At 63.6% G+C, this 20,582-nt stretch carries 19 protein-coding genes; 2 read left to right on the top strand and 17 right to left on the bottom strand.

Annotated features, from left to right (window positions below; all coding sequences use genetic code 11):
* Nucleotide 1: 1 nt before the first annotated feature.
* Nucleotides 2-1,759: an NADH-dependent [FeFe] hydrogenase, group A6 gene (locus ACZ5IU_RS11610; RefSeq protein WP_464417466.1), complete on the top strand. Its 1,758-nt coding sequence runs from the start codon at nucleotides 2-4 to the stop codon at nucleotides 1,757-1,759.
* Between the two features lie 87 nt (nucleotides 1,760-1,846).
* Here ACZ5IU_RS11610 and ACZ5IU_RS11605 read toward each other — a convergent pair whose 3' ends face one another.
* From ACZ5IU_RS11605 to ilvC, 7 genes are all read right to left on the bottom strand, one after another.
* Nucleotides 1,847-2,533, bottom strand: coding sequence for an ABC transporter ATP-binding protein (locus ACZ5IU_RS11605; protein WP_464417464.1), 687 nt, complete (start codon nucleotides 2,531-2,533; stop codon nucleotides 1,847-1,849).
* Nucleotides 2,518-3,252, bottom strand: coding sequence for an ABC transporter permease (locus ACZ5IU_RS11600; protein ID WP_464417462.1), 735 nt, complete (start codon nucleotides 3,250-3,252; stop codon nucleotides 2,518-2,520). Before ACZ5IU_RS11600 ends, ACZ5IU_RS11605 begins: the two co-directional genes overlap by 16 nt.
* On the bottom strand, nucleotides 3,249-4,205 hold the full coding sequence (locus ACZ5IU_RS11595) for an ABC transporter substrate-binding protein (protein ID WP_464417460.1): 957 nt from the start codon (nucleotides 4,203-4,205) through the stop codon (nucleotides 3,249-3,251). The genes ACZ5IU_RS11600 and ACZ5IU_RS11595 overlap by 4 nt, the downstream gene beginning before the upstream one ends.
* Before the next feature lie 25 nt (nucleotides 4,206-4,230).
* Nucleotides 4,231-4,842 carry a hypothetical protein gene (locus ACZ5IU_RS11590; protein WP_464417458.1) on the bottom strand — a complete coding sequence of 204 codons (612 nt, stop codon included), beginning with the start codon at nucleotides 4,840-4,842 and terminating at the stop codon, nucleotides 4,231-4,233.
* Nucleotides 4,843-4,941: 99 nt separating this feature from the next.
* Nucleotides 4,942-5,427, bottom strand: a complete 486-nt coding sequence (gene ilvN, locus ACZ5IU_RS11585; protein WP_464417456.1) for an acetolactate synthase small subunit — start codon at nucleotides 5,425-5,427, stop codon at nucleotides 4,942-4,944.
* Nucleotides 5,428-5,452: 25 nt separating this feature from the next.
* The gene (gene ilvB, locus ACZ5IU_RS11580) at nucleotides 5,453-7,132 is read right to left on the bottom strand and encodes a biosynthetic-type acetolactate synthase large subunit (RefSeq protein ID WP_464417454.1); all 1,680 of its coding nucleotides are present in this window, start codon (nucleotides 7,130-7,132) and stop codon (nucleotides 5,453-5,455) included.
* A gap of 24 nt (nucleotides 7,133-7,156) precedes the next feature.
* A complete protein-coding gene (gene ilvC / locus ACZ5IU_RS11575; RefSeq protein WP_464417452.1) occupies nucleotides 7,157-8,167 on the bottom strand; it encodes a ketol-acid reductoisomerase in 1,011 nt (336 codons plus the stop codon).
* 566 nt (nucleotides 8,168-8,733) lie between these two features.
* Between ilvC and ACZ5IU_RS11570 the strand changes: the two genes are divergently transcribed.
* Nucleotides 8,734-9,453: a class I SAM-dependent DNA methyltransferase gene (locus tag ACZ5IU_RS11570; protein WP_464417450.1), complete on the top strand. Its 720-nt coding sequence runs from the start codon at nucleotides 8,734-8,736 to the stop codon at nucleotides 9,451-9,453.
* 47 nt (nucleotides 9,454-9,500) lie between these two features.
* Here ACZ5IU_RS11570 and ACZ5IU_RS11565 read toward each other — a convergent pair whose 3' ends face one another.
* The 10 genes from ACZ5IU_RS11565 to ACZ5IU_RS11520 form a co-directional block, all read right to left on the bottom strand.
* Nucleotides 9,501-10,136 (bottom strand): methionine ABC transporter permease, encoded by a 636-nt coding sequence (locus ACZ5IU_RS11565; RefSeq protein ID WP_464417448.1) that lies wholly within the window; start codon nucleotides 10,134-10,136, stop codon nucleotides 9,501-9,503.
* Nucleotides 10,126-11,094, bottom strand: coding sequence for a methionine ABC transporter ATP-binding protein (locus tag ACZ5IU_RS11560; RefSeq protein WP_464417446.1), 969 nt, complete (start codon nucleotides 11,092-11,094; stop codon nucleotides 10,126-10,128). The genes ACZ5IU_RS11565 and ACZ5IU_RS11560 overlap by 11 nt, the downstream gene beginning before the upstream one ends.
* A gap of 20 nt (nucleotides 11,095-11,114) precedes the next feature.
* Nucleotides 11,115-11,894 (bottom strand): MetQ/NlpA family ABC transporter substrate-binding protein, encoded by a 780-nt coding sequence (locus ACZ5IU_RS11555; RefSeq protein ID WP_464417444.1) that lies wholly within the window; start codon nucleotides 11,892-11,894, stop codon nucleotides 11,115-11,117.
* A 509-nt stretch (nucleotides 11,895-12,403) separates the two neighbouring features.
* Nucleotides 12,404-13,627: a class-III pyridoxal-phosphate-dependent aminotransferase gene (locus ACZ5IU_RS11550; protein ID WP_464417442.1), complete on the bottom strand. Its 1,224-nt coding sequence runs from the start codon at nucleotides 13,625-13,627 to the stop codon at nucleotides 12,404-12,406.
* Nucleotides 13,628-13,772: 145 nt separating this feature from the next.
* On the bottom strand, nucleotides 13,773-14,285 hold the full coding sequence (locus tag ACZ5IU_RS11545; protein ID WP_464417440.1) for a hydrogenase maturation protease: 513 nt from the start codon (nucleotides 14,283-14,285) through the stop codon (nucleotides 13,773-13,775).
* A gap of 46 nt (nucleotides 14,286-14,331) precedes the next feature.
* The gene (locus ACZ5IU_RS11540; RefSeq protein ID WP_464417438.1) at nucleotides 14,332-15,762 is read right to left on the bottom strand and encodes a Ni/Fe hydrogenase subunit alpha; all 1,431 of its coding nucleotides are present in this window, start codon (nucleotides 15,760-15,762) and stop codon (nucleotides 14,332-14,334) included.
* Nucleotides 15,763-15,779: 17 nt separating this feature from the next.
* A complete protein-coding gene (locus ACZ5IU_RS11535; RefSeq protein WP_464417436.1) occupies nucleotides 15,780-16,319 on the bottom strand; it encodes an NADH-quinone oxidoreductase subunit B family protein in 540 nt (179 codons plus the stop codon).
* A gap of 3 nt (nucleotides 16,320-16,322) precedes the next feature.
* Nucleotides 16,323-18,344 carry a molybdopterin-dependent oxidoreductase gene (locus ACZ5IU_RS11530; RefSeq protein WP_464417434.1) on the bottom strand — a complete coding sequence of 674 codons (2,022 nt, stop codon included), beginning with the start codon at nucleotides 18,342-18,344 and terminating at the stop codon, nucleotides 16,323-16,325.
* A 25-nt stretch (nucleotides 18,345-18,369) separates the two neighbouring features.
* The gene (gene nuoF / locus ACZ5IU_RS11525; RefSeq protein WP_464417432.1) at nucleotides 18,370-20,163 is read right to left on the bottom strand and encodes an NADH-quinone oxidoreductase subunit NuoF; all 1,794 of its coding nucleotides are present in this window, start codon (nucleotides 20,161-20,163) and stop codon (nucleotides 18,370-18,372) included.
* 14 nt (nucleotides 20,164-20,177) lie between these two features.
* Entirely contained in the window at nucleotides 20,178-20,552 is a 375-nt protein-coding gene (locus ACZ5IU_RS11520; protein ID WP_464417430.1) for a (2Fe-2S) ferredoxin domain-containing protein, read from the bottom strand.
* Between the last annotated feature and the right edge of the window lie 30 nt (nucleotides 20,553-20,582).

Here is a 20,582-nt window from a genome sequence, read left to right as displayed (position 1 = left end):
GATGATTAATCTGAACATCGACGGAAAGTATGTCAAGGTCCCGAAGGGGGCCACGATTCTCGATGCCGCGAAGCAGCTGGGCATCGAGATCCCCACGCTGTGCCACCTCGATCTCCACGACCTCGGAGTCGTCAACAAGGCGGCCTCCTGCCGCATCTGCGTCGTCGAGGTCAAGGGCCGGCGGAACCTCGCCCCGGCATGCGCGACGCCGGTCACCGAAGGCATGGAAGTCCACACGAACACCATGCGCGTTCTCAACGCGCGCAAAACGGTTCTCGAACTGCTGCTCTCCGATCACCCGAAAGACTGCCTGACCTGCGCGAAGAGCGGCCAGTGCGATCTCCAGGAGCTCGCGGAACGCTTCTGCCTCCGCGAGAATCGCTACGAGGGCGGCTCGCAGTCCACATATAAGAAGGACATATCCCCCGCGATCGCACGCGACATGGACAAGTGCGTCATGTGCCGCCGCTGCGAAACGATGTGCAACGAAGTCCAGACGGTCGGAGCGCTGTCCGGCGTCAACCGCGGCTTCAACGCCGTCGTAGCGCCCGCGTTCGACATGCCGCTCGAGGAGTCCGTCTGCACGTTCTGCGGCCAGTGCGTCGCCGTCTGCCCGACGGGCGCGCTCGTCGAACGCGACTACTCCTGGCAGGTCATCGAAGCCATCGCGGATCCCGACAAGGTCGTCGTCGTCCAGACGGCTCCGGCCGTACGCGCCGCGCTCGGCGAGTGTTTCGGCATGGAACCGGGAACGCTTGTGACCGGAAAGATGGCGTCGGCGCTCCGGCAGATGGGCTTCAAATACGTCTTCGACACGGACTTCGCCGCCGACCTCACGATCATGGAAGAGGGGGCGGAACTCCTCGACCGGATCAAGCGATTCCTGTCCGGCGACACGAGCGTCCGGCTGCCGATCCTCACATCCTGCTGCCCGGCCTGGGTCAAGTTCTTCGAACACCAGTACCCCGATCTTCTTGACGTTCCATCGACGGCGAAGTCGCCGCAGCAGATGTTCGGCGCGATCGCGAAGAACTACCTCGCCGGGAAGCTCGGCATTCCGCGCGAGAAGCTCGTCGTCGTGTCCGTCATGCCCTGCCTCGCCAAGAAGTACGAGTGCGCCCGTCCGGAGTTCTCCGTCGACGGGAACCCCGACGTCGACATTTCCATTTCGACGCGGGAACTCGCTCACCTGATCAAGCGGGCGAACATCGACTTCGTCTCGCTCCCCGATTCCGATTTCGACTCGCCCCTCGGCGAATCCACGGGCGCGGCGGTCATCTTCGGAACGACGGGCGGCGTCATCGAAGCCGCAACCCGGAGCGCCGTCGAATGGCTCACGGGCAAGCCGCTCGAAGACGTGAACTTCACGGCTCTTCGGGGTCTCGAGGGATGCCGTGAGGCGAAGCTCAAGGTCGGCGATCTGGAGCTTCACATCGGCATCGCCCACGAACTCGGCAACGCGCGGAAGCTGCTCGACGCCATCCGCGCCGGGACGGTCGAACCGTTCCACGCGATCGAGATCATGGCCTGCCCCGGCGGCTGCATCGGCGGCGGCGGTCAGCCCTACCACCACGGCAACATGGAAATTATCAGAAAACGCCAGGGCGCAATCTACCGCGAGGACGAGGCCAAGGTCCGCAGGAAGTCGCACGAGAACCCCGACATCATCAAGCTGTACGAGGAGTATCTCGGAAAGCCGCTCGGCGAGAAGTCGCATCATCTGCTCCACACGCACTATTTCAAGCGCCACAAGATCTAGTTTTTTCCGCCTTCCAGGTACTGCCGGGGCTGTTCCGCTTTCGGAACGGCCCCTTTTTCGCTTCCGCTCTCGCCGGGAAGGACGCGATCAGGAAGACGTCAGCTCGCGCAGGATCGACGCTTCGAGCGCCACGACGGCCGGATCGGAATATCCGCGTTCGGGAGGAAGCCCGACATCGATCGTCCGGACGATCCGTGAAGGCGAGCCCCCGAGAAGCAGAATCCGGTCCGACGTCAGGATAGCGTCCCTCGGGTCGTGCGTCACGACGATCGACGCGAAACGGCGCTGTCGCCATACGGTTTCGAGGTCCGCGAACAGACGGAGCTTGAGCGCGACGTCGAGCGACGAAAACGCCTCGTCGAGCAGCAGGAGATCCGGCTTGACGAGCAGCGCCCGCGCGAGATTGACGCGCTGTCTCATGCCGCCGCTGAGCTCGTGGGGGCGCAGGTCCGCGACCCCGGCGAGGTCGAGTCTTTCGAGAAGCCGCATCGGATCCCGATCTGACGCGAACGCGAGGTTCCGTCGCACCGACAGCCAGGGGATGAGCCTCGGCTCCTGAAAGACATACCCGAGCCGGGACGCGGCGACTCTGACATCCCCTTCGGCGGGTCGGACGAATCCGGCAGCGATCCGGAGAAATGTCGTCTTGCCGCACCCGGACGGTCCGAGAAGCGCGACACGTTCGCCGCACGCGATCGAAATGTTCCATGAGCGGAATACCCACTCCCCGTCAAAGGAGGCTCCGAGATCCCGTGCGGTCAGGATGGCATCCATCGCCGTCTCACCCTCCGAAGCGACATCCTGATTCCCCATTCTCCGAGAAGCCCGAGGATCACTGCAAGAAGCGACAGCGCGTAGACCCCCTCGACATCGGCCATCTGCCTCGCCCACGCGATCCGGACTCCGAGCCCCTCGCCTCCGCAGAGGTATTCGGCGACGAGGACCGCTTTCCAGGCACCTCCGGAGACGGTATCGACGATCGCGCGCATGAACGGTGCGAGCGACCCGAAGTAGAGGTCGCGCCAGCGCCGGACGCCCCGAACTCCGTATAAGTCGGCCATCTCGACCAGATCCCGCTCGAAACTGCGGACTCCGGCGACGGTCGTGAAGATCGCCGACGGCAGAAACGCGAGCGAGGCAATGAAGACCGGGCCCCTCCAGCCTATTCCGAACGCGAAGACGACGAGCGCGAGCCATGAAATGACGGGCATCGCCTGCGCTGCCAGCAGAAGCGGCCTGAACGCGTCGTGGAACGCGGGATAGAGTCCGAAAATCATTCCGAGACCGACTCCGATTGAGACGACGATTCCGAGGACTGCCGCGACCTTTCCGACCGAAGAGAGCAGCGACACGGCGAGTGACGCGTCGGCGAGAACCGCAAGGCGCGAGAATGTCGCTCCCGGACCTGGAAGGACGAGCGGCGACGAGACGAGAAGCGCCGCACCCCACCAGAGCGCGAGCGCTCCGAGCAGGCCGCAGAGCGGTCGCTTCATCGCGTCGCCGGATTTGCCGCGGAATCCGGACGATAGAGCGAGAGGTCCGGCGGCGGGGGCATATCCGGCGAGAGCGCGTCGTGAAGACGCGCGAGAAGCGCCGCGACGTCGGCGGAGCATGCGTCCGCCGGATCGAACGCTATATGGATTTGAGGCAGTGCCTTCGCGAATCGCTCCGCAGGGATCCCGAATGTCTTCCCGGCCAGGTCGCACGCCTCCTCAGGATGCTTTGCGAACCAGGCGGTAGACTCCGCGAACGCCGAAACCACAAGAGAGAGTTCCTGTCGATCGGCTGCGATCCGCGACCGCAGGGCGAAGACGCCTCCCACGGGAAAACGGGCTGAAGATCCCGTCAGACGCGCCCAGGCCTCCTGGGGATCGAGGACGCGTCCGCCGAACTCGAGCGCGAGTGACGCGAACGGTTCGGGCAAGGCGACGAGCGACGCCCGTTTCTGCCGATAGAGCGCGGCGACTTCGGGGGCGGGCGCGTAGACGAGCGACACGTCGCGTCCCGGCTTCAAACCGTACGCCGGAAGGACGCTCCTGAGGATCGAGTCGAGAACGGTCCCCCGCCCTTGCGCGACGAGGATTTCCTTTCCTCGCAGGTCTGCCCAGCCTCCGTCCGCGACGCTGTCGCGCGCGACCAGCGCGAACACATTTTCGCGAAACGCGCCGAGGAGGACGATATCCGCCTTCCGGGCGAGGGCGGCTCCGACCGTGACGGGGAGCACGACTGCCGCCGCGTCTCCCGTCACGAGCTTCGTGACGGCCTCCTCCTGCGTCTTCCAGACCGAAATTCCGATGCGACCGTCGATCGATGCTCCAATCGTCGCCAGAATCAGTGGCCCGGGCGGCACGAGCACAAGCGGCCGCGCAAGGCACGGCGCGGAAAAGAACATGACAGCCATACAGCACGGCAGGATCGAACCAAAGACTCTCGTTGCGAACGTCATTGCGGACACCTCTCCTTTCCGCTCGTCACGAGGCAAGCGCCATCGCGGACGCGATATCCGCGGCGATCATCGCGCGCTTGCTCTTCTCGACGAAGAACGCAGGGCCAGCCTGAAGATACGACGGGAAGGCCCGCGAACCACGGAAAAAATACGTTCCGCCCCGGATCCTGTACGTCGATCCCGCCGGAATGACGCGAGCCGCCCCCTCTCGCTTCGCGATCGCGTTGACCGACGCGATCGCCGTATCCCCCATGAGGAGCCACGCGCGGACGCCGCCGAAGTGCGACAGCTCCCGTTCGAGAAGAACGGAGCATCTTCCGGTAGTCTTCGTCGACACCGTGTATCCGGCCTTCGCGCATTTCACCGCCGTGGTGCAATACACGCCGAGCGCGAGAAGATCCTCGATGGACGAGGCATGGACGCCTGCGCTCCTGAACGCCTCCATCGTGGTCCGGGCGAAAAGAGGATCCCCTGGGGCGTAATAGAAATCCTCCGAGGCGCGGGGCGCCGATTCCGAGATCAGCACGACCCTGACCGCGTCCGGATCGATGTCGACGTCCGGGACGAGAAAGCTCCCGTCCCGGACGTCCGGACACGGCTCCGCGGCGCAGCATCCGATACCGTCGCATATCCGCATGAACGATCCCTTCCCTTCGCGTGCGTTGCGTAGCGTTTCACACGCGTATTGTAGCGCCGATACGCGATATCCGGGAAATCGCCCCCCGGCGGGGCGATCTCAGACCGGCGGCTCGGTTCCGGGCGCGAGGGGCATGACGAAGGGACCTCCCCTGATCACGTCGCCGATTCCGAACGAGGCCATCGCCGATATGCAGGATTCAACCGTCTCCCTGTCGCCGCTCGCCTCGAAAAGCACGGAATCCGCGTCTTCCTCGAGAACGCGCAGCGGCAGCGTCTCCGGGACGTCGCACGCGCGACAGGCGCACCGTATCAGAGCGACCCATCGTTCCCGGAACGCCTCTCCGCTGACATCTTCGACCCGAAGGACGTCGACGACCTTCCGGAGGTTCAGGACGGCCCGTTCCGCCGCACCGTCATCCCCGGGAAACACCAGCGTGTACCGCACGACCCCCGGATGCATCGTCTTGGCCAGACTCATCCCGCGGAGGCGAAACCCCCTTCGGGCCATCACTCCCGTAAGTCGCAGAAAGGCTTCGGGAGAATCCGCCGCGAGAACGGAAAGTCTTTTCTCGGAAACATTCATCGTCGTCACCTCTCACACAAGAATCTCAGGCATCTCCGGCGCGGAACAGAAAATCGCCCAGAGCGCCCCCCGGTGGGACCATGGGAAAGACGTTCTCCTCCTGCGCGATCCGGCATTCGACCAATACCGGCCCTTCGACCGAAGCGACTTCGGACAGGACCGAATCGAGCCCTTCGAGCGAGGAGCATGAAAATCCCGGAATGCCGAACGCGCCGGCAAGCCTGACGTAGTCGCACGGGGAACCGGTCACGGTCTGGGAGTAACGGCCGTCCCGAAACAGCTCCTGCCACTGCCGCACCATGCCGAGGCAGCCGTTGTTCAGAATGAATATCCGGATGGGGACGGCGTAGCGCACGCAGGTATCGAGCTCCTGGACATTCATCAGGAATCCGCCGTCTCCTGCGACGCAGACGACTGGGGAGAGACCTGCGGCGAACGACGCTCCCACCGCGGCGGGCAGGGCGTATCCCATCGTCCCGAGCCCGCCGGAGGTCAGAAACGTCCCCGGATGTTCCGCCGACCAGTGCTGCGCGGCCCACATCTGATTCTGTCCGACATCGGCGACGAGGGGGACGACGTCGTCGAACGCATTCCGGATCCTCCTGACGATGTCTCCGGGATGAAATCCCCCCTGCATCATCCCGGGCGCGGCGTACCGCGCCCTCCACTCGCGCGTGCGCGCGACCCAGGACGGATCGCGGCGTCTTCCCGGACATTCGTTCAGGAATCGGAGGGCATCCCCCGCATCCGCGACGATTCCGAGACTCGGAGCGACGACCTTCCCGATTTCAGACGCGTCGATATCGATATGAATGACGGCCGCCGCCTTTCCGAAGAAACCAGTGTTTCCCGTCGTCCTGTCGCTGAAGCGGGTTCCGACGGCCAGAATGACGTCCGCCTCCGAGAGCGCGAGGTTCGCCTGCGGCGTTCCGTGCATTCCCGCCATCCCGAGAGACAGCGGATGACTCCCGGGGAAACTCCCTTTCCCCAGAAGAGTGGTGGCGACAGGGGCCTGAAAGCGCTCGGCGCACGACAGAAGCGCCTCCGAGGCCCTCGAAATCATCACGCCGCCGCCGGCCAGAAACATCGGGCGCTCCGCCGCGTCGAGAAGCCGGAGCGCCTCCCGGAGTTCAGGCGTCGCGCCGCCTCTTCCGGAGACCCGCACCGGACATTCGCCATCGGTCGTCCCGGATGGCAGATCCCCAACTTCCCGCTGGAGATCGACGGGAATCTCGATGAGGACAGGTCCCGGACGTCCTTCTCCGGCGATTCCGAATGCGCTCCGGAACGTTCGCGCAAGCCCCGCGAGATCGCGGACCATGAAGCTGTGCTTGACGACCGAAAGACTCCCGCCGAACACATCGGCTTCCTGGAACGCGTCCGTTCCGATCAGCGACGTCGCGACCTGCCCGCACACGAGGACAAGGGGAACGGAATCCGCAAACGCGGTCGCGAGCCCCGTCAGGCAGTTCGTGAACCCGGGTCCCGACGTACAGACGCAGACTCCCGGCCTGCCCGAGACGCGGGCAAAGCCGTCCGCCGCGTGGACGGCCGCCTGTTCGTGGCGCATGAGAAGGTGCGTGAAACGCGCGTCGGAGAATGCGTCGTACAGCGGAATGACCGAACCTCCCGGAATTCCGAAGACGTGCGTCGCCCCGTTCGCCTCGAGCAGTCGGACCACCATTTCCGCTCCCGTCATCCTCATGGGATGCCCCTCTCTCCGCCGGCCCTACTCTTCGGGCGCCGACTTCGCGTCGAGCCAGGGCATCATGCTTCGCAGCGCCGCCCCGACCCGTTCGATTTCGTGCGTCTTCTCGCGCCGGAGCCATTGCTTCATCCGCGGACGTCCGCATCGATTCTCGAGGATCCAGTCCTTCGCGAACGATCCGTCACGGACGCGATCGAGCAACTCGCGCATCGACGCGCGGACTCGATCGTCGATGATCGTTTTTCCGGCCGTCATGTCACCGTACTTGGCGGTATCGCTTACCGAGAAGCGCATCCAGTTCAGCCCCCCCTCGAAGATCAGGTCGACGATGAGCTTCATTTCGTTCATGCACTCGAAATAGGCGATCTCGGGCTGGTATCCGGCCTCGACGAGCGTCTCGAATCCAGCCTTCATGAGTTCCGAGACGCCGCCGCACAGCACCGCCTGCTCCCCGAAAAGGTCCGTCTCAGTCTCTTCCTCGAACGTCGTTTCGATGACCCCGGCCCTGGCGCCGCCGATCGCCGACGCGTAGGCGAGTCCAAGTTCCCGGGCCTTTCCCGAGGCGTTTCGATATACCGCGAGCAGACACGGAACGCCCCGTCCTTCGAGGTACATGCGCCGGACGAGATGCCCAGGCCCCTTCGGCGCGACCATGAACACATCGTTCGCCGTCCCCGGAACGACCTGATGGAAGTGGATGCAGAAACCGTGCGCGAACCCGAGCGCCGCGCCATCCTTCAGGGCCGGCGCGACCGATTCGCGATAGACATCCGCCTGGACGTGATCGGGCATCAGAAACATGACCACGTCCGCACGGGCCGCAGCTTCCCGGACGGACAGGACCTCGAACCCGTCCCCTTCGGCTCTTTCCCTCGACCTGCTCCCCTCCTGCAGTCCGACGACAACGGAAACTCCGCTGTCGCGCAGGTTCTGTGCGTGCGCGTGCCCCTGACTTCCATACCCGAGGATCGCGACCGTCTTTCCCGAAAAGAGCCCTATGTCCGCATCCCTGTCAAACAGTACCGTCGCCATTGCATTCACGCTCCATTCAGTTCGTTTTCCGGCTTTTTCGAAACCCACCCGGCGGTCCCGGTCCTCCGCGCGGCTCCTTCACCGTTCCCGCGACACGGTTCTTCCGGGGGCGAGATTCGCTTTCCCCGGGTTCGTTCAATCGACACCTCCCTCCAGGAAATAAAAAAAGGGCCGGAACCCCGAAAAAAACGGGGCTCCGGCCCGAAGGCGCCGCGGGTCTACACGACCTCCGGCACTCCGGGAGGGGCCCCGCAGCGAATAATAACGATGACGGAAACGGAAATTACGCAAGTTTTGTCGTTCGCAATCGATCGATTCATCGGGCAGCCCTCCTTCGTGTCAAAATCGTTCGGCATTCACGGTAAATTGCGAAGTATTCTATGAAGTCGCCGGAAGCCTGTCAACGTGACAGTCATATCAGATTTTTCCGACTATAATATCCGGATTCGCCGACCTTGCGCACCAGTGCACATACGCTTATAATTCTCGCTCTCCGAACAGTATATTCCCAATTTCGTCCGGCATCGGCCGGATCGACGCCCCATTCCGCGAAAGGGAGGCATACCATGAGCGACATGAGCTTCAGCGACATCGCGCCATATTACGACGCACTGTACGTGCGTCCGGACATGTACCGGATCGAGGCCGGCGCCGTCGACCGGATCCTGAAGCGCCACGGTCGAAGCCGCGGAGTCCGACTCCTCGACGTTGCGTGCGGAACGGGAGGACATGTGCCGTTCCTGAAGGACCGATACGAGGTCGAAGGGCTCGACCTCAGCGAAGACATGCTGCGGATCGCCCGGAAGAACTTCCCCGACATCCCGTTCCATCTCGCCGATATGACGGATTTCTCGTTCGACGCCTCCTACGACGCCATCATCTGCATGTACGGGGGCATCGGCTTCACGGGAACACCCGAGGCCGCCCGTCGGGCCGTCGCCTCGATGAAACGCCATCTCGCCACCGGCGGCGTTCTCGTCCTCGTTCCGTGGATGACGAAGGAGACGTTCCATGACGCGCTCGTGGTCGACGCCGTGAACCGTCCGGAGATCGGCATAGCGCGCATGGAGAACGTCCGGCGGAAGTCCGAAGGCGTCGTCGAAGTCTCGTTCCACCATCTCATCGGCCAGAACGGACAGGTTCGCTACCATACGCAGACGATGGACATCGGCCTCTTCTCGGAGGAGGAATACGTCTCGTTCTTCCGCTCCGCGGGCCTATCGCTCGTCGAGCGATACACGGAGCCGGACATCGCGATGGGAGCCTTCGTCGGACGGAATGGGTAAAGGAACGTCCCCGTCGCACCTGTTCAGGTACGGCGGGGACGTTTTTTTCACCGTATCTTCCGCGAGAGGAGCGTTCCGGTCCGCTGGATGAGCTGGACGACGACGATCAGCACAATGATAGAATACACCATGATATCCGTCTGAAATCTGTTGTACCCGTACCGGATCGCGAGATCTCCGAGCCCGCCCCCTCCGAGCGCCCCGGCCATCGCGGAATACCCGACGAGATTGACCGCGACGATGGCGATGTCGAGGATGATCGACGGCGTCGCCTCGCGGACCATGACGCCGAAAACCACCTGGAGGTCGCGTGCGCCGAACGAACGCGCCGCTTCGATGACGTCCGGATCCACTCCGAGAAGGCTTCCCTCGATGATCCGCGCGACGAACGGCGTCGCGGCGACGGTGAGCGGCACGATTGAGGCGGTGCTTCCGATCGATGTTCCCGCGAGGAAGCGGGTCAGCGGAATGATCGCGATCATCAGGATGACGAATGGAAAGGACCGCAGAAGATTCACGACCAGGTCGAGCGCCGTATGGGCGGCCGCGTTCGGCCGCAGGCCTCCGGGGCGCGTCAGTACCATCGCCACGGCCGTAACGAATCCGAACACGACGGAGAAGAACGTCGACGCCGAGACCATATACAGGGTGTCCGCCAGGGCGGACGCGAGTTCACGCCACATCGTCGATCACCTCCCAGAGAAGACGCTTCCCCGAGAGGTAGCCCGCGACGCCTTCGAGATCTTCCGGGCGGACGCTGATGATCAGAAACCCGAGGACGGTATCGCGATATCGTTCGAGGCGCCCTCCGACCACGCAGAAATCGATCGCGAGATCGCGGGCCATCCGTGAGACGACGCTCTCTCCCGCGACCTCGCGCGGAAACGCGACCCTGACGCAGACACCCTCCTCCGGAGAGGCATAATCGTCTCGGACGAATCGCTTCATCTCCGGAGACGGCGAGAGAAAGACGTCCTCCGTACGCCCGCAGCCGCACACCCGCCCCCGGTCGAGCAGCAGAACCCTGTCGCAGATCCTCTTGACCGCCTCCATCTGATGCGTTACGAGGAGGATCGTCACTCCGAGGTTCCTATTGATGTCTCCGAGGAGCCCGAGGATCGATTCCGTCGTCGCGGGGTCGAGCGCGGAGGTCGGCTCGTCGCAGAGAAGAATTCCCGGGGAAAGGGCAAGCGCGCGCGCGATGCCGACGCGTTGTTTCTCCCCGCCGCTCAGATTGCGGATCCGTCCGGCCCGTTTCGACGAAAGGCCGACGATGTCGAGAAGTTCCTCAACCCGCCGCTCCGCCGCGTCGCGCGGAACCTTCCAGACGTCGAGCGGCCACGCGACGTTCTCCGCAACATTCTTCCGCTCCATGAGGCCGAAGTTCTGGAACACCATTCCCATGCCGCGCCGGAGGTCGCGCAGTTCCTCCTCCCCGAGCCCCGCAACCTCGCGCCCCATGACGCGGATCGTTCCACTCCCGTACCGTTCGAGACCGTTGAGACACCGGAGCAGCGTCGATTTTCCCGCGCCTGAATGCCCGACGATCCCGAAGATTTCCCCCCGCGCGACGGAAAACGAGACGTCGCGCAGGGCGTTCAGATTCCCGAAATTCCGGCACACGTGTTCGACGGAAATCATCCGTCCCTCCGAATCCGCCGCTAGAATGCGGCGACGATTCCCTTCGGAACGAGTTCCGTTTCGATAAAGCGCTTCACTTCCGGAGAGGTGAAGGCCCCGACGAGCGCCCGGACCGCCGCGGAATCCCTGTCTCCGGCGCGGACGGCCAGGACGTTGGCATACGGGGAGTCCGGATCTTCGATCACGATCGCGTCCCTCGACGGAAGGAGCCCCGCTTCGACCGCGAAGTTCGTGTTGATCACGGACGCCGCCGTGTCGTCGAGACTTCTCGGGAGCTGCGGCGCGTCAAGCTCGACGATTCTGAGCGACTTCGGATTCTCCGTGACGTCCCGGACCGTCACGAGGTCGCCCGCTTTCACCCTGACGAGTCCGTTCTTCTCGAGAAGGCGCAGGGCGCGGGCGCCGTTCGTCGGATCGTTGGGGATCGCGACCGTATCTCCGGGTTTCAATCCTTCGAGGTTCCGAATCTTTTTCGAGTACATTCCGAGAGGTTCGATGTGGACCTTCGCGACCCACGTCAGGTCGAACTTCTTTTCCCTGACGGTATTCTCGAGATACGGCACGTGCTGAAAGAAGTTCGCGTCGAGACTCTTTTCCGAGAGCGCGACGTTCGGCGTCACGTAGTCCGTGAACTCCCGGATTTCGAGCGTATAGCCGTCCTTCGCGAGAACGTCCTTCGCGACGCGCGCGATCGCCCCGTGCGGGAACGGACTGACCCCGATGACGATCCGGCCTGCGGCGGCAGGAGCACAAGAAGCTGCGGCGAGGATGAACGCAAGAGCGAGAATCGTTCGTTTCATGAGAATCATTCCTCCTTCTGATGTTTGCCCGGCACGAAGACACCGCGACGGCGTTTCGTCTCTTCCGGGACCTTCATTAGTTTTTCGCGGCGCGCGCATATCGCACATGTCGTCGTCCACCGGTCCACCACCTCCTTTCGTACGCGCACAAAAAAAGCCGGGAATCCCTTTCTGCGGGATCCCCGGCCCTGAGAGACGCACGCGGCGACTAGGCGCCGATCGCTCCAGGGGAGGATCCGCACCGCATGCACATCAACATGGACGAAAAAAGACATTTTTCCGATCTATTCGACATAGAGGCGAATCCTCCTTTCTTTCAGAAAAATACATTATTTTATAAACAGCGCATGGTATGATTGAATGGTACTGCGCTCCTAGTCACCTGTCAAGCGAAAAGCCGTCGTTCTCCGGAATCTTCTGGTCCCACGAAGGATTCACGGTCCGGCGCCCGAAGGCGACGAGATACAACCCGGCGAAATCCGTGCTCTCGAACATCGCGCAGCCGCCTTTCAGCGAAGCAACGCAGCCGCGGAGCGACCGAAGGCGCCCGTGAAGGCGTCGAGATCGTCCGTTTCCGTAACGAACGGCGGAAAGAGCCTGAGCGTCGAGGTCGGAACGTGGAAGTCCTGAATGAATCCCGCGTCGAGAAGCGCGCGGGACAGCTCTGGCCCCCGGTCGGCGTACTGCGGCGCGAGCTCGGCGCCGACCATCGCGCCGCGGCCCCGAACGTCGCGGATCGCCGGAAACTCGCGGGCGAGTTTCCGGAGTCCTCCGAGTAGTCGCTCCCCGACGACCCGCGCGCGTTCGACGAACCCTCCCCTGCTGAGGATACCGATCACCGTCGAAGCGATCCGTCCCGAAAACGGATCGTTCTGGTGCGACTGGACGTGTCGGCCGAGGACATCCGCGCTTCTGCGCTCGACGTCTTCCGTCGTGACGACGGCCGCGACCGGAAGTCCTCCCCCGAGGATCTTGCCCAGAACGAGGATGTCGGGCGTGATATCGTCGTGCTCGAAGCCGAACCATTTTCCGGTCCGCCCCATTCCGGTCGTGACCTCTTCGGCTATCAGCAGCGCGCCGCAGGAATCGGCGAACTTCCGGAGCCGTTTGCCGTATCCGACGGGCGGGACCAGGATCCCTCCGCCGATGACGGGTTCGTAGAGGACTGCGGAAATTCGGCCGCCGGCCGCTTCGAGTTGGTCCGAGAACGGGTCGAGGCACGGGCATGTTCCCCTGCACGTCTCGCGCTTCGGACAGCGCGCGCAGTGCGGCGTAGGCAGGCGCAGGGTCGATTCGCTTCCGGGCAGCCAGGTGGCGTTCCTGCCCGCCTCGGAAAGCGAGTACGCATACGAGGTCGCTCCGTAGTACCCGCCGCCGACCACGGCCGAGGGAGCTCCTCCGCTCGCCGCGCAGGCGATCTTGAGCGCGAGTTCGACCGATTCGCTCCCGGTATTCGTCAGAACGACGCGGTCGAGCTTCGGAGGCACGATCTCCCGCAGTGCGTCCAGCGCGTCGTCGACCTCCCGCGTTCCGAACGGCGTCCCGCTGTGAACGAGTTTTCCCGCCTGATCGCGGATCGCTTCCACCAACTCCGGGCATCCATACCCGAGAACGTTGCACCACGTTCCCGAAAGGAGATCCACGTAGGATCTCCCGCGATCATCCCAGACCCTCGTCCCCTCGCCCCTCACGAGCGTCACTCCGGACACCGGACTCGTCCGCCACAATCGCATGAAGTGATTCCTCCTTCCGTCGCCCCGTTCGGGAACGTCCCCGGGCGAGGCGACTTTTCATCTCCGGGAAAAGCATAGCCCCGAACCGGATGGATATCTCCATCCGGTTCGGGGCATATTCATGCGACCAGTGCGCCGATTTCCGTCAGGTCCGCGACGGCCGGAACGGGGCTTCGGGGGATCCGGGCGGAGTCGGCCGCCCGAGAAACGATTTGAACGCGTCGAAGGCCTTACCGGCGCGAGAGAGGCACAGAGGCGTCGGGACGTCGGCGAAGTCGAAGGAAACGCCCGCGACGGTCACGAGAACAGCCCGAGGCCGACGCAGACGAAGCGTGTCCATGAGGTCGAGGAGCCACTCCGGTCCCATCGAATGCAGGTTCGCTCCCTCGAGAACGGGATCGGGGGCCAGTTCCCGCACCGCGCCCCACCGGTCCTCCGCATCGTTCCCATCCTCCCCGGAGACGGAGGCATCGACGAATACCGCAAGATCCGCATCCGCAAGGTCCTCCGCAAGTTCGGGCAGGAGCTGGTGCGCACACTCGAGCCTTACGTCGGCGCCCCGTTCCTCAAGCCAGGCGGCGATCATTGGAGCGAGAACGTGTCCGGCTCCGTCGTCCTGGCGCGACGGGTTGCCGTATCCGCATACAATCGCCCTCATGCGTGCCCCTCCCTTCGCCCTTCATCCGGAATGGATATCGATTCCGTCAATCCTTCTTCAACGTCCGGATCGTCCGCCCCTGCGCATCCCGGATTTCGAGCGCGAGCGGCATCTTCCCGACCGCGTGCGTGGAACACGAAAGGCACGGGTCATAGCAGCGGATGACGTGTTCCATGCGGTTGAGGACTCCCTCGGCGACGTCGAATCCCTTGATGTACTCCCGGGCGACCATCTCGACGCCCTTGTTCATCGCCCAGTTGTTGTGCCCGGTCGCGACGATCAGGTTGACGTCCCGTATCGCTCCTTTTTCGTCCACCCGGTAGTGATGGATGAGCGTTCCGCGCGGCGCCTCGACGACGCCGATTCCCTCCGGCTGCAGGTCCGTGCTCGTCACGCGGAGGTCGCTTCCGATGATGTCCGGGTCATTCAGAAGCTCCTCCATGCGCTCGAGACCGTAGAGGATCTCGATGAGCCGCGCGTAGTGATAGTACATCGTGGAATGCACGACGCCGTCCGCCGTCGTTCTCCGGAAGGCGTACAGTTCCGCGGAGGCCTCCGGCGTGGCGATGTCGTCGCAGGCGTTGAGCCGGGCGAGCGGTCCGACCCGGTAGGAGCCGTGCGGGTAGCCGAGCGGCAGGTAGAACGGGAACTTGAGGTAGCTCCACGCTTCGACGTGTTCGCCGATGTAGCGATGGTATTCCGTGTCGGGAAACTCGTCGGTGACGCGGCCCCGCGGTCCTCTCAGACGGATGTCGCCGTCGAAGAGTTCGAGGAATCCGTCACGGGCAAGTCCCATATACGACGTCTCGACGGTAGCGAAACCGCGTGCGACCGAATCGTGTTCGGCGAGATACTTCTTGATCAGGTCGAGCGCCTTCCTGAGGTTCTGCTTGATGCCCGGAAGATCCCTGAGGATCGAATCCCGTTCGTCGACGCGCAGACTCCTGTTGACACCGCCCGGAATGCTGTGCCACGGATGGACCTTCTTACCGCCGAGCGTTTTGATGATCTCCTGTCCGAACTTCCTCATGCCGATCCCCATGACCGCAAGCTCGGGGAAGTCCTTCGCGAGTCCGGCGACGTTCCTGACGGCCGGATCCGCGTCGAACCCGAAAAGGAGATCGGGGCTCGAAAGGTGGAAGAACGACAACGCGTGCGACTGCACGATCTGGGCCATGTGCATGAGTTCGCGGAGCTTGTGCGCCGTCGGCGGGATCGTGACGCCGAGGATCGCGTCGCATGCCTTCGCGGACGCGAGGTGATGGCTCACCGGGCAGATACCGCAGATCCGCGGCGTGATGACCGGCATTTCGCGGAAGTCCCGTCCTTCGGAGAAGGCCTCGAAGCCCCTGAACTGGGTGACGTGGAACCGGGAGCTTTTCACCTGTCCCTGTTCGTCGAGCTGCACGGTGATCTTGCCGTGTCCCTCGATCCGGGTGATCGGATTGATGACGATTGTGTTCTTGTCCTGTGCCATGGGTGCGCTCCTCCTCTTTAGTCGTAGCGCATCTTGTCGGAAGGAACCTTCGGGATTCTGCCCTGAAGGATCTCCTGGAAGACGTACAGTATGGTATCCGCGTCCGGGGGGCATCCGGGCACGTAGACGTCCACCCGGACCTCGCGGTCCACGGGGATCGCGTGCTTCAGGAGCGCCGGGACGTCTCCGCCCGGAATGACGCCCTCGGGGTTCACCGTGGAGATCGTATCGACGTACCCCTTCTTCAGGACATCACCCACGCTTCTGAAGTTCCTCATGCAGTTGATGCCGCCGAACACTGCGCAGTCGCCCCACGCGATGAGGATCCTGCACTTCGAACGGAGTTCCCGGGCGATGTGAGCCTCCTCTTCGTTGCCGAGAGCGCCTTCGATGACGCCGACGTCGACGTCCGGAATCTCCTTGATATCCGTTATCGGCGTCGACGTGAGATCGACCTTGCCGATCAGGTCGACGATACGTTCGTCGATATCGAGAAACGACATGTGGCACCCGGCGCAGGCTTCGAGCCAGACGGATGCGAGTTTTGGCTTGGCCACGGGCTACACCTCCCTGGCGCCGGCCGTGGAGGGCGCGGATACCGCAGCGATTCGCGCCTGCTCCGGAGGCAGCGTCGATTTGAATACATTTTCGCAGGGGACCGCCGAATTGCCCGTTTCGAACGGAACACCCGCGCCGGCGGCAATATCGTGAAGAATGACGGACAGACCGCGAAGCTCCGCTTTCGGAGAAACGATGAGGTTCATTCTCCTCCGTTCCCCCTCGAGCGTGCAGTAGTGTCCGCTGCGCTCGTACCACGCAGGTGCCGGCAACAGGATATCCGCCATGTTGACGAGCGGGTGAACCATGTAGGGCGTATGCGCGACGACGAACCGGGCACGGGACATCGCCTCGAGCACCGGTTTCGCGTCCGGGACCATGCCGGTCGAGAAGACATACATGAAATCGAGATTCGCGTCCTCCACCCACGGAGTGTCGGCGAGGATCGTATTCACGGTTCCGAGGCCGTTTCCGGTCGTAACCATCGGGACGACGCCGAGGCCGTCCCCGAAGAACGCCTTCGCCGCTATTGCGACGTTGACGGCCGCCGTCACCAGTTCCGGGTGGAAGCGCGCCACTGCGCTGCCGATAACGACGACGGGCTTCTTCGCGTTCCGGAGGTGAGACGCGATCGCGTCGAGAACCGCCATCCCGGCGCATTCGATCGGTTCTCTCCTTTCGAGCGCTCCGGTCAGCGTTGCGAGTGTCGTTCCCATATCCTCGACCGGCACCCGGAGATCCGCGTCGGAGATGTTCGGGTATGGATCGCAGCAGTGCGATACGTTCAGCAGCTTTGCGCCGTTCCGGATGGTCGCGACGCGGATGTAGCTCGACGTCACGGGGGCCTCGTCCTGCGGATTCGCGCCGAGAAGGAGGATCGCATCCGCCTGGAGAATATCGTGAGCGCCCGTAAACGGCCGCAGCCCCTGCTTCGTGAACGGCTCGAACCCTCTGACGAATCCGCGGAGCGCGTCGCCCGCGAAGCAGTCGACCTTGTCGAAACGCAGACTTCCCTTGAAGAAATCCGCAAAGATGGACAATTCCTCGTCCGTGCAGAGCTCGGAGACGACCGCTCCGGCACGGCCAGTCGGTGCGGCGGCGCGGATCCTGTCGGCGGCGAGCGTCAGCGCTTCGTCCCACGTCGCCTCGCGGAACGTCGATCCCTGACGGATCATCGGTTTGGTCACGCGTTCGCGCTCGGTCGATTCCGGCAACCCCCATCTTCCCTTGCGGCAGAGCTGTCCGCCGTCGGGGCAGTCGACGCAGACGCCCTCGACGCGGGCGACGCTGCCGGTCCGGACGAAGGCCCGGATGCGGCAGCCCATCGCGCACAGCGGGCAGATGCTTTCGACCTGGTCGTCGCAGTCGTGCCGGCGACCACGGTAGGCGAACTCCCGAAGCGTGATGGTCCCCGTCGGACAGACCTGCGCGCACGCACCGCACGTGACGCACGTATCGCTCTTTCCGAGCGGCAGCCCGATATCGGCGACGACGCGCGACGCCCAGCCCCGCTTGTCGAGATCGAGGGTGTGCGCCCCGACCTTTTCGGCACACACCCGGATGCAGCGGAGACAGAGAACGCAGCGGTTGTGGTCGACCTGAATCGCCCCGTCGCTCGTATCGTTGTTGAAGTCCGCATACAGGAACGGGTACCGCACGGCATCCATTCCGTGTTCGATGGCGAGGCGCTGGAGTTCGCAGTCTCCGCTCTGGGAACAGAACATGCAGAAGTGATTCCGTCCGGCGAAGAGCAGTTCGAGAATCTGTTTCCGGTAGGCCCGGAGCTTTTCCGTCTTCGTATGGACCTTCATCCCGTCCGAGGCGGGGGTCGTACAGGATGTCATGAGCTTCGGGTTCCCCTCGACCTCGACGACGCACATCCGGCACGATCCCATCGGGGAAAGCCCCTCGAGGAAGCACATCGTGGGGATGTACACGTCATTCTTCCGGGCGACCTCGAGGATCGTGTCGCCGCGGCTCCCCTTGCACACGATGTCGTCAATATTCAGGGTTATGTCACTCATCCGTCGATTCCTCCATCTGGCCGCGCTAGTTCTTCCCGATAGCGCCGAACGGGCACTTCTGGAAGCACGTCCCGCACCGGATGCACTTTTCCTGGTCGATGCGGTAGGGTTCCTGCCGGGAACCAGAAATGCAGCTGACCGGGCAGTTCTTGGCGCACAGGCCGCAGCGCTTGCACGTTTCGGGGTCGATCTCGTACCGCAGGAGCGCCGTACAGGCGTGCGAAGGACATCGTTTGTCCCTGATATGCGCCTCGTACTCGTCCCTGAAGTAGCGCAGCGTCGTGATGACCGGGTTCGGAGCCGTCTGGCCGAGTCCGCAGAGCGACATCTCCCTGACCATTTCGGCGAGCTGCTCGAGCGTCGAAATATCCTCCATGGTTCCCCGGCCCGACGTGATCTTTTCGAGAAGGAGCAGCATGTGTTTCGTCCCCTCGCGGCACGGGACGCACTTTCCGCACGACTCGCGCTGCGTGAACTCGAGGAAGAACTTGGCGACGTCGACCATGCAGTTGTCCTCGTCCATGACGACCATACCGCCCGACCCCATGATCGCGCCCGCGCCGGTCAGCGACTCGTAGCTCACGGGAAGGTCGAGATGCTCTTCGGTGAGGCATCCGCCCGACGGACCTCCGATCTGGACGGCCTTGAACTTCCTGTCGTTCAGGATGCCTCCCCCGATGTCGAAGATGATCTCCCGGAGCGTGATCCCCATCGGGACTTCGACGAGCCCCGTATGCTTCACCTTCCCCGTCAGGGCGAAAACCTTGGTTCCCTTGGACTTCTCCGTCCCCATCGACGCGTACCACGCGCCGCCGTTGACGATGATCTGCGCCACATTCGCCCACGTCTCGACGTTGTTGATGTTGGTCGGCTTTCCCCAGAGGCCGTGGACGGCCGGGAACGGCGGCCGGGGCATCGGCATTCCTCGCCGTCCCTCGATCGAGCCCATGAGCGCCGTCTCTTCGCCGCAGACGAACGCTCCGGCGCCTTCCTTGATGTGCAGCGTGAAGTTGAATCCCGTTCCGAGGACATCCGTTCCCATCAGGCCGAACTCCTCGGCCTGGGCGATGGCGGTCTTCAGCCGTTCGATCGCGAGCGGGTACTCCGCACGGCAGTAGACGTACCCCTCGTCGGCTCCGATGGCGTACGCGCCGATCATCATCCCCTCGATGATCGCGTGCGGATCGCCCTCGATGAGGGAGCGGTCCATGAACGCTCCCGGGTCGCCTTCGTCGGCGTTGCAGATCACGTATTTCTTGGGTCCGGGCGACTTCGCGGCGAAGCTCCACTTCAGGCCCGTGGGAAAGCCGCCGCCGCCCCGGCCGCGGAGGCCGGAAGCCTTGACCTCGTCGATCACCTGCGCGGATGTCATCGACGTCAGCGCCTTTCCGAGCCCCTCGTATCCCCCGCGGGCGATGTACTCCTCGATGTTGTCCGGATTGATGTAGCCGCAATTCTTCAGCGCGATGCGGTGCTGCTTGCCGTAGAACGGGATATCCTTGTAGAATGGCACCCTCGAGGCGTCTTCGGGGACCGAGTAGAGCAACCTCTGGACGGGACGGCCCTTGACGATGTGTTCCCCCACGAGTTCGGGGACGTCGGATGCCTGCACCCGACAGTAGAACGTCCCCTCGGGGTAGACGACAACGATGGGCCCCATTTCGCACATTCCGTGGCATCCGGTCTGGACGACGAGGATTTCCTTGTCCAGGTTGCGTTTCGCGATTTCGTCGCGGAGAACCTTCTGGACGTCCTGAGATCCGCTGGACGAGCACCCGGTGCCGCCGCACACGAGAATGTGGGAACGGAAGATAGGCATGGTCTCCCCCCCCCTCAGTCGGCCCGTCCGATAACGAGCCGTTCGACGATGTGGCCGTTCACGATGTGTTCCGCCACGATGGCCGCCATGTCCTCCGGCGTCACGAGACCGTAGGTGATGCGCCCCATCCCGGGGGCGATGACGTCGACGAGCGGTTCCTGCTGACACATTCCGATGCAGCCCGTCGTCGTCACAGAGACGTCGTGGATGTTCCGTTTCTCGAGTTCCTGAAGCGCCGCCGTCATGACCTCGCGCGCTCCCGCGGCGATGCCGCAGGTTCCCATTCCGACGACGATGCTCGCGCGTCCCTTGCTCCTCGCCGAGGTGAGGTCCGTGGAAGCTTCGCGGATGCGGCGCAGGTCGTCGAGGGTCCTGATTTTGTTCGTCATGCTCCGATTCCTCCCCTTCGCTCCGGACGG

The organism is Lactivibrio alcoholicus, from assembly GCF_055390895.1.
The sequence above is the reverse complement of the archived record's forward strand: the minus strand, read 5'-3'. Positions and strand labels throughout refer to the sequence as shown.